The organism is Streptomyces spororaveus (assembly GCF_016755875.1).
GTDB classification, from domain to species: Bacteria; Actinomycetota; Actinomycetes; order Streptomycetales; family Streptomycetaceae; genus Streptomyces; species Streptomyces spororaveus.
Genome location: NZ_BNED01000005.1, coordinates 3,394,013 through 3,408,382 on the forward strand (window position 1 = coordinate 3,394,013; position 14,370 = coordinate 3,408,382).

The window sequence follows — 14,370 nt, forward strand, 5'->3', positions numbered from 1 at the left end:
AAGCGCAACCTCTGGGAGGCATCCGCATGGCCAGCGCCAGCGACCCCGTCAAGGACCTCGCCGACGAGCCGGTCGACCACCGGTTCAAGGGCCTCCCCCCGGACGCCCAGACGCACGGCCTCACCGTCGGCGAACTCGCCGCCGAGCGCCGCGACCTGTACACCGGCGGCTTCACCACCCCCGTCCTGACCCTCGACGCGGACGCGCTGGAGCACAACCTCGCCGCGCTCGGCACCTACGCCGCCCGTCACGACCTGGCCTTCGCCCCGCACGGCAAGACCCCCATGGCCCCGCAGCTCTTCCGCCGCCAGCTGGAGCACGGCGCGTGGGGCATCACCGTCGCCATGCCCCACCAGGCCCGCGTCTGCCGCGCCTTCGGCATCCGGACGATCTTCCTGGCCAATGAGCTGGTCGATGCTCCCGCCCTCCGCTGGGTCGCCGACGAGCTCGCCGCCGACCCCGGCTTCCGGTTCGTCTGCTACGTCGACTCCGTCCGCGGGGTCGAGCTGATGGACGCCGCCCTGCAGGGCCACAGCGCCACCCTCGACGTCGTCCTCGAACTCGGCGCCGGAGCCGAGGGGCGCACGGGGCTCCGTACCGACGACGAATGCCAGGCCGTCGCCCAGGCCGTCGCCGCGTCCCCCGCCCTGCGCCTGGCAGGTGTGGCCGGCTACGAGGCCACCATGCCCGGCGCCGACGCCGACAGCGTCCGCGCCTGGCTGCACCGCCTCACCGCGCTCGCCGCCGACCTCGACAAGCAGGGCCTCTTCACCGGCACCGGCCTGGACGAGGTCATCGTCAGCGCCGGCGGCAGCGAATGGTTCGACGCCGTCGCCGAGGTCTTCGCCGGGATCCCGGAGCTGTCGCTGCCCGTCCTGCCGCTGCTGCGCTCCGGCGCGTACGTCTCCCACGACCACGGCTGGTACTCGGGCCTGACCCCCTTCAACCGCGTTCCCGAGGAGGGCGGCCTGCTCCCCGCCTTCCGGCTGTGGACCCAGGTGGTCTCCCGCCCCACGCCCGGCCAGGCCTTCGTCAACGCCGGCAAGCGCGACATCGCCTACGACCTCGGCCTGCCCGAAGTGCTCGCCGTGCGCAGCGCCCGCGACGGCGTCGAGCGCGCCGCGACCGGAATCCGGGTGACCAAGCTGTCCGACCAGCACGCCTGGGTCGAGACGGACGCCGACGCCACCCCGCTGGAGGTCGGCGACTGGGTCTCCCTCGGCATGGCCCACCCCTGCACGATCTTCGAGAAGTGGCCGCTGATCCCGGTCGTCGAGGCCGACGGCGCCGTCACCGACTACGTCCGCACCTTCTTCTAGGCACCGGACGGTGGACCTGGTCGTCCGGGGGGCCCGCGTCGTCGACGGCACGGGCGGGCCCTCGTACACCGCCGACGTCGGCGTGCACGAGGGCCGGATCGCCGCCGTCGGCAGGCTCTCCGGGGGCCGCGAGACCGTCGACGCGCACGGCCTCGCCCTCGCCCCGGGCTTCGTCGACATGCACGCCCACAGCGACCTCGCGCTGCTCCGCGACCCGGACCACAGCGCGAAGGCCGCGCAGGGCGTGACCCTCGAAGTCCTCGGCCAGGACGGCCTGTCGTACGCACCCGTCGACGAGCGCACCCTCGGCGAGGTGCGGGCCGCCATCGCCGGCTGGAACGGCCCCGGCGACGACATCGACTTCGACTGGCGCACGGTCGGCGAGTACCTCGACCGGCTGGACCGGGCCCACGGCGGTCAGGGCGTGGCCGTCAACGCCGCCTACCTGGTCCCCCAGGGCACGGTCCGCGCGTACGCCCTCGGCTGGGACGACCGGCCCGCGACGGGGGCCGAGCTCGACCGGATGCGCCGGCTCGTCGCCGACGGGCTGGCGCAGGGCGCCGTCGGCCTGTCCTCCGGCCTCACCTACACCCCCGGCATGTACGCCACGGGGGCCGAACTGACCGAGCTGTGCCGGGTCGTGGCCCACTACGGCGGCTACTACTGCCCGCACCACCGCAGTTACGGCCACGACGCGCTCGCCGCCTACGCCGAGATGGTCACCCTCGCCCGGGAGGCCGGCTGCGCCCTGCACCTCGCGCACGCCACCATGAACTTCGCCGAGAACCGCGGCCGGGCACCCGAACTGCTCGCCCTGCTCGACGCGGCCCTGGCCGAGGGCGCCGACATCAGCCTCGACAGCTACCCGTACACCCCCGGCTGCACCACCCTCGTCGCGCTCCTGCCCAGCTGGGCGAACGAGGGCGGCCCGGAGGCGGTCCTGGCCCGGCTGCGCGACGACGCCGAGGCCGACCGGATCCGCCACGCGCTGGAGGTGGAGGGCGCCGACGGCTGTCACGGGGTGCCCGTCGACTGGTCGACGATCGAGATCTCGGGCACCGCCGACCCCGCCTACGGCCGGTACGTCGGCAGGCGCGTGGACGGCTGGGAGACCGCCCGCGGGCTGCTGCTCGGCGACCGGCTCGCGCCGACGGTCCTCCAGCACGTCGGAGACGAGGAGAACGTCCGGGCGATCATGCGCCACGGGGTCCACACCGGCGGCTCCGACGGCATCCTCCAGGGCACGAAACCGCACCCGCGCGCCTACAGCACCTTCCCCCACTACCTCGGCCACTACGTGCGCGAGCTCGGCCTGCTCACCCTGGAGGAGTGCGTGGCGCACCTGGCCGGCCGCCCCGCCGCGCGCCTGCGGCTGGCCGACCGGGGCCTGGTCCGCGTGGGGTACCGCGCCGACCTCGTGCTGTTCGACCCGGACACGGTCGCGGCCGGGTCCACCTACGAGCGGCCCCGCGTACTGCCGACCGGTATCCCGTACGTCCTGATCGACGGGCGTTTCGTCGTGCGCGACGGGCGCCGGACGGACGTGCTGGCCGGGCGCTCGGTCCGGCGAACCGCCCGCGATCTTCGGTAGATCCGACATCTACGATGGTCGGCATGGTCGCCTTCGCCCTCGCCGCCCTGCTCTTCCTCGCATTCTGCGTGAGCGTCCGACAGGACCGGCGCCGCTTCCAGAACGCCGTGCTCCTGGGGCTGACCTTCCTCAGCGCGTTCTCCGCGGTGTTCCTCCAGGTCGCCAAGCTGCCCGTCTGGGCGGCCGTCACGGTCCTCGTCCTCGCCTTCGCCTCACCCGCGCTGGCCTTCCTGGGGCTGGGCGTCTACCTCGTCCGCAACGGCCTGGTCATGATCCGCAAGGAGGGCTTCCGGCCGGCCAACCTGCTGTCGATGCTCGCGGGCCTCGCGATCTTCTCGCTGATCGCGCTGCTGGTCCTCGTCGGCGTGGTCGGCTCCCCCCTCCTCGGCGGCATCGCCGGCACGCTCACCGTGGTCGCCGGGTACGTCTCCTTCGTCTTCTTCTGCTTCCTCGGCTACGCCTTCCTCTACGGGCGGATCAAGGTCCGTGGCGACGTCGACCACGTGGTGATGCTGGGATCGGGCCTGGTCGGCGGCGACCGCGTGCCGCCGCTGCTGGCCTCGCGGCTGCGCAAGGGGCAGCAGATCTACGAGGCCCAGCTGGCCCGGAGCGGCCGGCCGCCGGTCCTCCTCGTCTCGGGCGGCAAGGGCTCGGACGAGAAGGTCGCCGAGGCCCGGGCGATGGCCGACTGGCTGATCGCGCAGGGGGTGCCCGAGCAGCACGTCGTGCTGGAGGACCGCTCCACGACGACCGAGGAGAACATGCTCTTCAGCCGGGAGATCATGACGGCGCACGACCCGGCCTACCGGTGCGTGGTGGTCACCAACAACTTCCACGCCTTCCGGGCGGCGATGCTCGCCCGCAAGACCGGCGTCAACGGGCAGGTCCTGGGATCCCCGACCGCGAAGTACTACGTGCCGAGCGCCACCATCCGCGAGTTCGTCGCGGTCTTCTGGGAGCACCGGGTCGTGAACCTGGCGATCTGCGGTCTGCTGACCGCCCTCGGCGCGCTCGGCACGCTGGCCGCGGTCCTGGTGTGACCCGCGCGCACGCGGAGGTGCCGTGACTCCCCCCTTGGCAGTCACGGCACCGGTTCCTCGTCCTCGCGCGCTCCGTTCCGTCAGACCCGCTGCCACAGGGCCGGGACGTTCGGCGGCTCCCAGCCCGGCTGGGCCTGGTGCCCCTGGAGGCAGCGGTAGGTCGCGCCGCCATGGGTGACGGTGGCGCCGGCCGCGTAGACGGTGCCCGCCTTCCAGGTGCCACCCGGCTCGGGATCACCGGGGCCGGGGCCCGGGCCGGGGTCGCCGCCGCTGACCCTGAGGGTCAGTCCGTACGCGGACAGGATCGGGTTCAGCGGCTGGAAGAAGGTGGTCCCGCCGCTGGAGCAGTTGCCGGAACCACCCGAGGTGACGCCCTGGGCCTGGCTCCCGGAGATGTAGGAGCCTCCCGAGTCGCCCGGCTCGGCGCAGACCGTCGTACGGGTCACGCCCGAGATGGTGCCCTCGGGGTAGGTGACGCTGGTGTTGTGCTGCTGGATCGTGCCGCAGTGCCATCCGGTGGTCGATCCGGAACGGCACACCGAGGCTCCGACCGGCTGCAGCACCGAGCCGGTGACCTGCACGTCCGCGCCGCCGCCCTTGACGTACGGGGTCGAGGTCCAGCTCGTGTTCGCGGCCACCCAGGCCATGTCGTTACCGGGGAAGACCGAGGCCTGGAAGGAGCCCTGGGCGACCTGGTTGAAGCCGGTGGTGGTGGTTCCGGCGCGCCCGCAGTGCCCGGCGGTGGCGAAGCCGTTCACGGACCCCTTGGTGACGGGGAAGCCGACGGAGCAGCGGCCGCTGCCGTTCATGTAGTACGCGTCGCCGCCGCGCAGGTCGTACAGGGGACGCGGGGCCTCGTCCGTACGGACCACCGTGACGCGGTCCGCGCCGATCCCGGTGGCGGCCAGCAGCGCGGCCGCCGCCCCCGCCGCCGTCTCCTCGACGACGAGGGTGTTGGAGCGCGGGTCGACATAGCGGACCGGGGTGGCGGGACCGGCCGCCCGGTCCAGTACGGCCCGGTCGGCGTCCAGTTCGGCCAGGGTGCGGGTGACCAGCTTCGCCCGGGCCCCGGTGGCCCGTATCGCGGCGGTGTCGGCGGTCCGGGTGGTGGCCACGGTGAGGGTGGCGGAGTCGGCCCCGTCCACCCAGGCGCCGGCGAAGGCGGCGCCGAGCCGGTCGCGCAGCCGGGCGGCGGTGGCCCCCGCCTCGGCCTCGTGGGCGAGGCGCGCCCCGGCCTGCGTGGGGGTCAGGCCGAGGTCGCGCCGCAGGGCGGCGAGCAGCTCGGGCGGCGCGTCGGCGGTGCGCAGGGTGGCGGCCGCGGTGGGCGCGGCGGGGGTGGGACCGGCGGTGGCACCGCCGGTGGCGGTCAGCAGCAGCCCGGCGGCGGCCAGGGCGGTACACGCCGCGCGGGCGTGTCGCTTGAGCATGGGGGATCTCCTCGGTTTCCGGTGGGGTCTGCGGAAACCGTAGAAATCCGAACCATGCCGCGGGAGCTGCCAGTTGGCCCCTGCCCCGGTGCTATGCCCGTCGCCCCGCGGCGGCCGACGTGCGTTCATGGGGCGGCGGCCGGACTATGGGGCCAGGGGAAACCGTAGGAGGTACGCGATGGTCAGTGAATCGGACGAGCAGCCCACGCGGTCGGACCGGCTCTTCACGGGCGGGGAACGGCCGTACGACCCCGAGGACCTCGTGATGGCGACAGGCCACGACCCGACTCCGGAGCGGGTCGAGAAGGCCCGCAAGCTGATCGAGAAGGAGGGCCCGCAGGTCATCGAGCGCTACCTGCCCTGAGCACGGCGCCGAAGGACTGCCCCACCGCCCCCGGCCCCGCCGGGGGCACCGCATCTCACCCCCCAGCCCCGCCACCCCACCCCACCCAGCCCCGCCAGCGCTTGAGGCGCGGGGGCTCGGGGGCAGCGCCCCCGCAACGGCGCCGCACCCGCTACGCCGCAGTCCACGGCGCGGCCCGCCGCGCCGGCCCCGCCCGCAGAGCCGGGGCTCCGGCAGACCGTCCCAGGGCTTCCGCATGCGCAGCCCTGGCGTGCGCCAGCACATCCGCCGCCCGCGCAGCCGCCCGCGCGGCGGGATGCCACCCCAGCAGGTGCCGCCACACGAGCGGGGCCCCGGCGAGGGGCCGGGTGACCACCCCCGGGGTCGCCGGGAAGGTGGCCCGGCACAGTCCCACCGCCCGCCCCACCTGCACCAGGTGCACGCACGAGGCGGTGTCGGTCTCGTAGACGCAGGCGGGCGTGAACCCGGCCCGCACACAGGCCGCGGCGAAACAGTCACCGAAGCACCCGTCGCCGGGAACGTCCGTCCACGCCTCGGCGGCGAGCTCGGCCAGGTCGATCTCCGTACGCGCGGCCAGGGCCAGCGGATGGTCCTCCGCGAGCATCACGTACACCGGGTCGCGCGCCACCTCCATCCAGGCCAGCCGCCCCGGCTCGGGCGGCGCGCTCTCCCCGCAGACCCCGACCAGCGCGAAGTCCAGGCGCCCGTCGGCGACGCCGCCCGCGACCTCCTTCTCCGACCAGGAGGTGTACGTGGTCACGGGCACGCCGGGTTCGTGATGGGCGAGCCGGTCCACGAGCCCGCCGAGCAGCGGCCCGTGCGTGCCGCCGAGCCGGTAGCCGTGCGCATCCTGCCGGGCGAAGCGCCTGGCGTCCTCCTGCAGCTCGCACACGGCGGGCAGCAGCACCCTGGCCCGCTCCAGCACCAGCTCCCCGAGCGCGGTGACCCGTACGCCCTCCCGGCCGCGCACGAACAGCGTGCCGCCCAGCACGCGCTCGATGCGTTTGAGCTGCGTACTGAGCGCGGGCTGCGCGAGGCCGAGCACGGTGGCGGCCCGCGTCAGGCTCCCGGCGTCGGCGACGGCCCTGACGATCTTGAGGTGCCTCAGCTCCAGATCCATACGACGAGCTTGGTCCAGACCTGTGGGCATGCGCTACGGGTCGGGCGCATCCAGAATCGTTAATGCTCGTTAGCCGCAAGGGGGACGCAATCCGAAGGACAGGAAAATGCACGCACTCGACGTCGACTGGGACCACCCCACCGACCCGCGCCCCGGCCCGCGGCTCGACCACGTACGCGCCTACGTGAGCACCGCCGGAGCCGACGGACACCTCTGGCACGGAGTCCGCACCCTCCTGCTGACGACGCTCGACCGCGCCAGCGGCCGTACCGTCCGCACCCCGCTGATCTACGGCGAGGACGAGGGCCGCCACATCGTCCTGGCCTCCGCCTACGGCGCCCCGGACCACCCGCACTGGTACCGGAACCTCACCTCCCACCCGGAGGTCCGCCTCCAGGTCGGCGCCGCCGCCTTCACGGCGCGGGCGCGCACCGCCACACCCCAGGAGCGGGAGGTGTACTGGGAGATGATGACGGCCCTGTGGCCCCCGTTCGAGGACGACCGCGCCGCGGCCCGGCCCCGCGAGATCCCCCTGGTGATCCTGGAGCGCGAGGCCTAGTAGGTGGGAGCGGCCACCGCGCTGTACGTGCGCCCGTCCGCGACGAAGTCGCCCAGCGGGACCATGCCGAAGCCGTCGACGTGCACCTTCCAGGAGGGCGCGTTCCCGGCCTCGATGAAGGCGACCACGGCTTCGGCGCGCTCCGAGGCCACCGCCACGGCCATGGTGAACAGCGCCCGGGCCACACCTCGCCCCCGGTAGGCGGCGTCCACCACGACCGGCCCGTAGAGCAGCCAGCGCGCCTCGGCCAGCGGGCGCCCCTGCCACTCCAGGGTTTCCTGCGCCTGGAGCAGGCCCGCGACCGGCGGCGACGGGTCGGCCAGGGTCGCGGGCTCCGCCAGTGCGAGCAGCCCGGCGATCCGGCCCTTGTCGTCCGCGACCAGCAGCTCCCGCGCACCGGCCATCGCCCGCAGCACGCCGACGCCGAAGCGGCCCTGTACGAAGCCCTGCTCCGCCCGCTGCCGTTCCGTGAGCGCGTCGTGGTGGTTGGCGGCGAAGAGCTCAGCCATGGCGGGCCCATCGGCCTCGGTGGCGTACCGGTACTCCATCACGCGATCGTGCCACGCCCGCGCGACCGGAGCCCGCCGCCGACACCAGGGCCTACGGGTGACACGAGGGCGGTGTTGAACGCGTTCAAACGCTCTGACAGTATGGCCTGCGGTGAACCTGCCGGAGCAGCGGGATGCGAATCCGTCTGCCCTCGCGACCGGTCACCGCGAGTGGGGAGGTGGGCTCGACATGGGCCTGCTCGTGATCGTCATCGCGCTTGCCGTAGTCCTCGCGGGTATCGCCGCGATCCTCGCGACGAGCGCGGTCCTCGGGTACGCGACCGTCGCGGCAAGCCGCAGGCTGCCGCTGGGCGCCAGGATCGCGCTGCTGGTGGCCCTCGCCGCGGGTTCGGCGGCCGTATGGGTGAGCGCCCTGGGCATCTGGGCCATCTGGCGGCCGGCCGCCCTGGCACTGCCGTTCCTCACGACGGTCGCCTCAGGAGCCGGCTTCCTCGCACGCGAAGCCCGCAAGCGGCACACGCCCCGCGTCCGGTACCCGGCCTGGCCGGCCCGGCACTGAGCCGGCTCACGCGTGGTCGCACACCGTCACTTCCACGTCCCGCGCGCACAGCCCGCTGGTGATCAGCGGGACGCCCCGGGGGCGGCGGCTCCGGCGCCCGGACGGCTCGCCCGGAGCCGAGCGGCTCGGCGGAAGCCCCCACGCCCGGAAGCCGACCGCCCGGGGCCTGCACCGAGGGCGGCAACTCCGGCAACCGCACGGCTCGACCGGGGTCGGGACCCAGGACGCCGCGCGGGAGGAGGGGATCCAGCCGACCGGAGTCGAACCCGACGACCCGAGCGCCGGAAAGCGGCAGCCGCGCACCCCGTGGCCAGTGACGCGTATGGGGGTTTCCCGTCAGTCTCATCGTCTCTCCGTGTCGGGCCGGTCCCTCAAGGGCGCTCCTTCGTCGCGTCGCTACGCGATGGCCTGACGGCCACCCTTGACCGACCGTCCCGCCCCGGAAATCCGAAGACTGCCGAGAAGCCCCCAAAAGAACGAGCCGGTCCAAGCTTTAAGGGACGGGGTAGTCAGAGACCCCCTGCCCGGACGGGGGCGGGGACGCCCGACAGACGGGGCCCATCCAGACCCGGACCCGGGTCGGGTGAGGCGCGTCCAATCGCTACGCGCTCCTGACGTCTCAGCGTCCGACGACCGTCCTGGGCTGGACATAGGCCGCCCACGACCTCGATCCGACACTCGACCTGCGTCCGACGACCGGCCTGGGCTGCTTATAAGCCGCCTCCGACCCCGGTCCCCCCATCGACGCGCATCCGACGACCGTCCGGAGCCGGGCACAAGCCGCCCACCACCCATGTGCTTCTCGCCGGCTGCGACCGACGGGCAGCTTGGGGCTGATGAGAGCCGTCGAGAGGGACTCACGGCTGACAGCTCCGGTATTCCGTCGTAGAACCGGGTCAGCGAGACCACGACACCACAAACCCACCCCCAAACAGGGGTAATTGGGGCAAACTGGCGGCCTTCTGGGCCACCCATGTGCGCTGACCTGCATCCACGACGAAATAGCCGCAGTCCCACGTCTTTTCACCCCGGACGACGGCCAGACGCAGTCAAAGAGGACCCCCAATGCGCCTGGGCGGGCGCGCCGACCGTCGACCGCCGCCAAAAGGGAGCCCCAAGGGGCGTGGGCGGCTCATGACCAGCCACAGACGGTCGTCGGACGCCGTCATCGAGAGACCCGTGAGTGGTGGGCGGCCTATGTCCAACCCAAGACGGCCGTCGGACGCTGAGACCGAGGAGTCAGTGGGGATGGTGGGCGGCCTATGTCCAACCCAGGACGGTCGTCGGACGCTGAGACGTCAGGAGCGTATAGCGATTTGGGGCGCTTCCCCCGGTCCGGGTCTCGGTGTGGATGGGCCCCGTCTGTCGGGCGTGCCCACCCGGGACCGGGCAGGGGGTCTCTGGCCGCCCCGTCCTGATCCTTGAGTGCCCGGCTCGTTCTTTTGGGGGCTTCTCGGCAGTCTTCGGATTTCCGGGGCGGGACGGTCGGTCAAGGGTGGCCGCAAGGCCATCGCGAAGCGACGCGAGGAACGAGCGCCCTTGAGGGACCGGCCCGACACGGAGAGACGATGAGACTGACGGGAAACCCCCATACACATCACTGACTACCGAATGAGCAGCTCCCGCTTTCCGCAGCCACCGCTCCAGGACCCGACCCCGGCCGCCACACTCCCGTACGCCGAAACGCCGCCCGACACCCGACCCCGACCGCCCAGCCCCCGCGCACCGCAGCCACCGCCGCGCCCCCGGCACCCGGCCGAGCGGCTCCCGCGCGCCGCAGCCGCCGCCCCAGGTCCCGGCCCCGGCCGCCCCAGCCCCCGCACACCGCAGCCACCGCCGCACCTCCTGGCACCCGGCCGAGCGGATCCCGCCGCCCGGAGTCGCCGCCACCGGTCCCGACCCCGGCCGCCCCGGACCCCGCCTGTCGGCCCCCGCCCTACGTCCCGACCCCGACCGCCCAGCCCCCGCACACCGCAGCCACCGCCCCAGGCCGCGGTCCCCGCCGCACAGCCTCCGCGCGCCGGAGCTGCCGTCCCTTCCTCAGAGGTATTCGCGGGCGAACTCCACCGCCCATTCCACCGCCGCCAGGGGGACGCCGTCCGTGTGGGGGTCGAGGGTGAGGCGGGCCGTCTCCCAGCCCTGGCCGTGCTCGCGGGAGATCGCGAAGCGCGCTTCCTCCAGGACCCCTTCCGGCCTGACCAGGAACTCGATCGCCCGGTCGTCGCCATCCGTACCGACCGTGGCGATCTCCATGTCACCGACTGCGAAAACCACTGCCCCGCGCTCCTCAGTTGCTGCTGTTCACGTAGGCGAGCAGGAGGAAAGCGATACAGATCGCCCCCGCCGCCATGACGGCGCCCGCCGCAGCGACGACGACCGCGCCGGCCCGTTCGGTTCCCCGGCGGTGGTCCGCCGGCTTCCACTCGCCCTGGTTCATGCGCCCAGCCTGCACCGCGGCACCGGCGGCGGCATGAGTGCGCGTACTCAGCCGGGGTACTCACGCCCGGGGCGCTGATGCCGGTACTCGTGCGGCCTACGCGGCCGCCCCGATCTCTCCGGCCACCTGGGGTGACGAGCGCAACACCATGCGCTCGCGCGGGCCCGCGCCGCACACATTCCGCAGGTCGGACACGTGGCGCGGCCCCGGATTCCAAGGGGGGATCACTCCCCCACCCACCCATTGCCCGAAGTGGGACAAACCACCCCTCGGGTTTCTCTTCGAAAACACACGTCAAGCCCGCACCCGGGCCCGTAAGCTCCCGTCATGCAGGTGATCCAGTCAACCAAACTCGCCAATGTCTGTTACGAGATCCGCGGCCCCGTGCTCGAAGAGGCGATGCGGCTCGAAGCAGCAGGTCATCGCATCCTCAAGCTCAACACGGGCAACCCCGCGGCCTTCGGCTTCGACTGCCCTCCGGAGATCCTTGAGGACATGCTCCGCAACCTGGGTACCGCCCACGGTTACGGTGACGCGAAGGGGCTGCTCTCCGCGCGCCGCGCGGTCATGCAGCACTACCAGACCAAGGGCATCGACCTGGACGTCGAGGACATCTACCTCGGCAACGGCGTCTCCGAGCTGATCCAGATGTCGATGCAGGCGCTGCTCGACGACGGCGACGAGGTCCTGGTCCCCGCGCCGGACTACCCGCTGTGGACCGCCTCCGTGTCCCTCGCCGGCGGCACGGCCGTGCACTACCGCTGCGACGAGCAGGCCGACTGGATGCCCGACCTCGCCGACATCGAGCGCAAGGTCACCGATCGCACCAAGGCGATCGTCATCATCAACCCGAACAACCCGACCGGTGCCGTCTACGACGAAGAGATGCTCCGCGGCCTGACGGACATCGCGCGCCGCCACAACCTGGTCGTCTGCTCGGACGAGATCTACGACCGGATCCTCTACGACGGCGCCGTGCACCACAACACCGCCGCCATCGCCCCCGACCTGCTGACGCTGACCTTCAACGGGCTCTCGAAGAACTACCGCGTCGCCGGCTACCGGGCCGGCTGGATGGCCGTCTGCGGCCCCAAGAAGCACGCCACCTGCTACATCGAGGGCCTCACGATTCTGGCCAACATGCGCCTGTGCGCGAACATGCCCTCGCAGCACGCCGTGGCCACCGCGCTCGGCGGCCGGCAGTCGATCGAGGACCTGGTCCTGCCGGGCGGGCGGATCCTGGAGCAGCGCAACGTCGCGTACGACCTGCTCACCCAGATCCCGGGCGTCACCTGCGTGAAGCCGAAGGGCGCGCTGTACGCCTTCCCGCGGCTGGACCCGTCGGTCTACAAGATCAAGGACGACCGGCAGATGGTCCTGGACCTGCTGCGGGCCGAGAAGATCATGGTGGTGCACGGTACGGGCTTCAACTGGCCCGAGCCCGACCACTTCCGGATCGTGACCCTGCCGAACGCCAAGGACCTGGCCGACGCGGTGACCCGGATCGGGAACTTCCTGGACGGCTACAGCCAGCTGTAGCGGTGCGGTGCACGGTGCGTCTCGCCGGCGTCCGGCTGGCGAGATCCGTACCCTAGAACAGGATTCAGCACAATCTTAGAACCGATCCAATGTAGGGTGGGTCTCCTGACCACGCAGGAGGCCTACCTCATGTACGAGCCGAGCCGCACGAAGCCGGTCGTCCACCGTACGGGCGCCACTCCGGCCGACTACCCGCACAGCAGCCGCGGTGAAGCGCTGGACATCCAGCTCGCCGGACACCTCGCGGCGCTTCTCGCCGTGACCGACGAGCTCGGGCTCGGGCTCGACGAGGGTGCCGCCGAGATCGCCGCCCAGGTCGCACGCCTGCGCGGGGCCCAGCCCGCCCGTGCGCCGCACCGCTCCGCCGAGGAGTCCGCCGCGCTCCACCAGCGGGCGTACGACCTCGCCGCCCGTTCGCTGCTCGTCGCCGCGTCCCGCGCCGACACCACCGTCGCGATCCTCGCCGCCCAGCGCATGGACGCGCACGCCGCCGCCCTGGAGTCCTCGGACCTGGCCGGCGCCCTCTAGACGGCCCCGGTCCGGGGCCGCGGAGGCTCCGGACCGGGCGCCACGTTCCTTGCGCGAGGGCTGCGGCAGGGGCGGAAATTGGACAGATTCCGGTGCTCCGAACACGATGAGGGCTGAAAGATCGCGGCAGCACGGGGGAGGCCGCTCCACATGGCATATCTCCTCCACTCCGCTTCGTCCCCGTTCGAGCATTTCTGGAGAGATCCGCCCATGAGCTTCGGCGACCCGAACAACCCTTACGGCCAGCAGCCCCCGCAGGGCCAGCCCGGCCACCCGCAGCAGGCCCCGCAGGGTGTGCCCCCGCAGTACGGCTACCCGCAGCAGCCGCCGCAGGGCGCCGCCCCGCAGTACGGCTACCCGCAGCAGACGCCTCCGCCGCCGTACGGTGCGTACCCGCAGCCGGGGCTGCACGCGCCGGGCATGCCGGGCTCCGGGATGCCGCCGCTGGCCCACTGGGGTCTGCGCGTGGGCTCGTACCTGCTCGACGTGCTGATCATCGCGGGGCCGATGTACGCGGTGCTGGGCATCGGCGCGGCGGTCTCCGGGGACGAGACGGGCGACACGATCGCCGGCATCTTCAGCCTGCTCGGCATGCTGTACGCCATCGGCATGGCCTTCTTCCAGCTGTACAAGGAGGGCACGACCGGCCAGTCGTTCGGCAAGAAGATCGTCGGCACCAGCGTGCACCGCGAGGTCGACGGCGCCACGATCGGCTTCGGCATGGCGTTCGTCCGCAAGCTGGCGCACATCCTGGACGGCATCCCCTGCTACATCGGCTACCTGTGGCCGCTGTGGGACGAGAAGAAGCAGACCTTCTCCGACAAGGTGTGCGGCACCGTCGTCGTCAAGGTGAACAAGGCCGGCTGATCGCCGCACGGTGAGGACCGGTGGCGCATCCCTGCGTGCTGACGCGGGGCGCCCGCGAGGCACCCGTCAGGTCGTCCGCGCGAACTCCGCGCCGGCGACCCCGCACCAGGGCACCGTCGCCACCGGCCACACCGGGCCGACCACTTCGCCGTACTCGGTCGCGCCCGGTGCCACGCCCGGGATCTTCACCAGCGCCTGGGCGGCCCGCCTCCGCGGGTCCGCTTCGGCGCGGTCGCGGAACTCCACCGTGACGACGTACGCGCCGGGGCCCTCGGGCCGCCCCGTCGCCTCCACCGCCGCCACCACCCGGCGGCTGGCCGGATCGATTCGGCACCCGGTGACCCGTACGTCCTCCACCGCCGCCCGCGGTGGCGCCTGCGGCGGATCGCCGCCGCTCGCCCACACGTACAGACCCAGCGGGGCGAACACCAGCAGCCCGGCCACCGTCACCAGGCCGACCAGCCAGCCCTGCCATTTCAACGTGCTCACAGCCATGTCCTGATCCTCCCGG

The 14,370-nt window shown here is 72.8% G+C and carries 15 protein-coding genes; 9 read left to right on the forward strand and 6 right to left on the reverse strand.

The features are described 5' to 3' along the window. The first annotated feature begins 26 nt into the window (after positions 1-26). Genes Sspor_RS17415 through Sspor_RS17425 form a run of 3 tightly spaced genes read left to right on the forward strand, consistent with a single transcriptional unit; the run spans position 27 to position 3,950 of the window. Positions 27-1,319 (forward strand): amino acid deaminase, encoded by a 1,293-nt coding sequence (locus Sspor_RS17415; protein WP_202199970.1) that lies wholly within the window; start codon positions 27-29, stop codon positions 1,317-1,319. Positions 1,320-1,329: 10 nt separating this feature from the next. After that, complete coding sequence (locus tag Sspor_RS17420; RefSeq protein ID WP_202199971.1) at positions 1,330-2,910, forward strand: N-acyl-D-amino-acid deacylase family protein; 1,581 nt, start codon at positions 1,330-1,332, stop codon at positions 2,908-2,910. A 23-nt stretch (positions 2,911-2,933) separates the two neighbouring features. Continuing rightward, entirely contained in the window at positions 2,934-3,950 is a 1,017-nt protein-coding gene (locus Sspor_RS17425) for a YdcF family protein (RefSeq protein ID WP_202199972.1), read from the forward strand. A gap of 80 nt (positions 3,951-4,030) precedes the next feature. Here the strand turns inward: Sspor_RS17425 and Sspor_RS17430 are convergent, their stop codons facing one another. Continuing rightward, positions 4,031-5,377: a carbohydrate-binding protein gene (locus tag Sspor_RS17430; protein WP_202199973.1), complete on the reverse strand. Its 1,347-nt coding sequence runs from the start codon at positions 5,375-5,377 to the stop codon at positions 4,031-4,033. A 178-nt stretch (positions 5,378-5,555) separates the two neighbouring features. Here Sspor_RS17430 and Sspor_RS17435 point away from each other — a divergent pair, with 178 nt between their 5' ends. Next, positions 5,556-5,741 carry a hypothetical protein gene (locus tag Sspor_RS17435; protein ID WP_202199974.1) on the forward strand — a complete coding sequence of 62 codons (186 nt, stop codon included), beginning with the start codon at positions 5,556-5,558 and terminating at the stop codon, positions 5,739-5,741. Between the two features lie 151 nt (positions 5,742-5,892). Here Sspor_RS17435 and Sspor_RS17440 read toward each other — a convergent pair whose 3' ends face one another. Continuing rightward, positions 5,893-6,861 (reverse strand): LysR family transcriptional regulator, encoded by a 969-nt coding sequence (locus Sspor_RS17440; RefSeq protein WP_202199975.1) that lies wholly within the window; start codon positions 6,859-6,861, stop codon positions 5,893-5,895. 106 nt (positions 6,862-6,967) lie between these two features. Between Sspor_RS17440 and Sspor_RS17445 the strand changes: the two genes are divergently transcribed. Continuing rightward, a complete protein-coding gene (locus tag Sspor_RS17445) occupies positions 6,968-7,420 on the forward strand; it encodes a nitroreductase/quinone reductase family protein (RefSeq protein WP_202199976.1) in 453 nt (150 codons plus the stop codon). Here Sspor_RS17445 and Sspor_RS17450 read toward each other — a convergent pair. Beyond that, a complete protein-coding gene (locus Sspor_RS17450) occupies positions 7,417-7,968 on the reverse strand; it encodes a GNAT family N-acetyltransferase (protein ID WP_202199977.1) in 552 nt (183 codons plus the stop codon). The genes Sspor_RS17445 and Sspor_RS17450 overlap by 4 nt on opposite strands. A gap of 190 nt (positions 7,969-8,158) precedes the next feature. Between Sspor_RS17450 and Sspor_RS17455 the strand changes: the two genes are divergently transcribed. Next, the gene (locus tag Sspor_RS17455; RefSeq protein ID WP_202199978.1) at positions 8,159-8,488 is read left to right on the forward strand and encodes a hypothetical protein; all 330 of its coding nucleotides are present in this window, start codon (positions 8,159-8,161) and stop codon (positions 8,486-8,488) included. A gap of 2,040 nt (positions 8,489-10,528) precedes the next feature. On the opposite strand, the gene Sspor_RS17460 is transcribed toward Sspor_RS17455, so the two are convergent. Continuing rightward, positions 10,529-10,762, reverse strand: a complete 234-nt coding sequence (locus Sspor_RS17460; protein WP_202199979.1) for a hypothetical protein — start codon at positions 10,760-10,762, stop codon at positions 10,529-10,531. Positions 10,763-10,775: 13 nt separating this feature from the next. Further along, the gene (locus tag Sspor_RS17465) at positions 10,776-10,925 is read right to left on the reverse strand and encodes a hypothetical protein (RefSeq protein ID WP_202199980.1); all 150 of its coding nucleotides are present in this window, start codon (positions 10,923-10,925) and stop codon (positions 10,776-10,778) included. Positions 10,926-11,252: 327 nt separating this feature from the next. Between Sspor_RS17465 and Sspor_RS17470 the strand changes: the two genes are divergently transcribed. The 3 genes from Sspor_RS17470 to Sspor_RS17480 all read left to right on the forward strand — a co-directional run bounded on the left by Sspor_RS17470 (position 11,253) and on the right by Sspor_RS17480 (position 13,859). Continuing rightward, the gene (locus Sspor_RS17470; protein ID WP_202199981.1) at positions 11,253-12,464 is read left to right on the forward strand and encodes a pyridoxal phosphate-dependent aminotransferase; all 1,212 of its coding nucleotides are present in this window, start codon (positions 11,253-11,255) and stop codon (positions 12,462-12,464) included. 129 nt (positions 12,465-12,593) lie between these two features. After that, the gene (locus tag Sspor_RS17475) at positions 12,594-12,992 is read left to right on the forward strand and encodes an SCO4983 family protein (RefSeq protein ID WP_202203707.1); all 399 of its coding nucleotides are present in this window, start codon (positions 12,594-12,596) and stop codon (positions 12,990-12,992) included. Positions 12,993-13,202: 210 nt separating this feature from the next. After that, positions 13,203-13,859: an RDD family protein gene (locus Sspor_RS17480; protein WP_202199982.1), complete on the forward strand. Its 657-nt coding sequence runs from the start codon at positions 13,203-13,205 to the stop codon at positions 13,857-13,859. 66 nt (positions 13,860-13,925) lie between these two features. Here Sspor_RS17480 and Sspor_RS17485 read toward each other — a convergent pair whose 3' ends face one another. Then, positions 13,926-14,354 carry a hypothetical protein gene (locus Sspor_RS17485; RefSeq protein WP_202199983.1) on the reverse strand — a complete coding sequence of 143 codons (429 nt, stop codon included), beginning with the start codon at positions 14,352-14,354 and terminating at the stop codon, positions 13,926-13,928. Positions 14,355-14,370 lie beyond the last annotated feature (16 nt).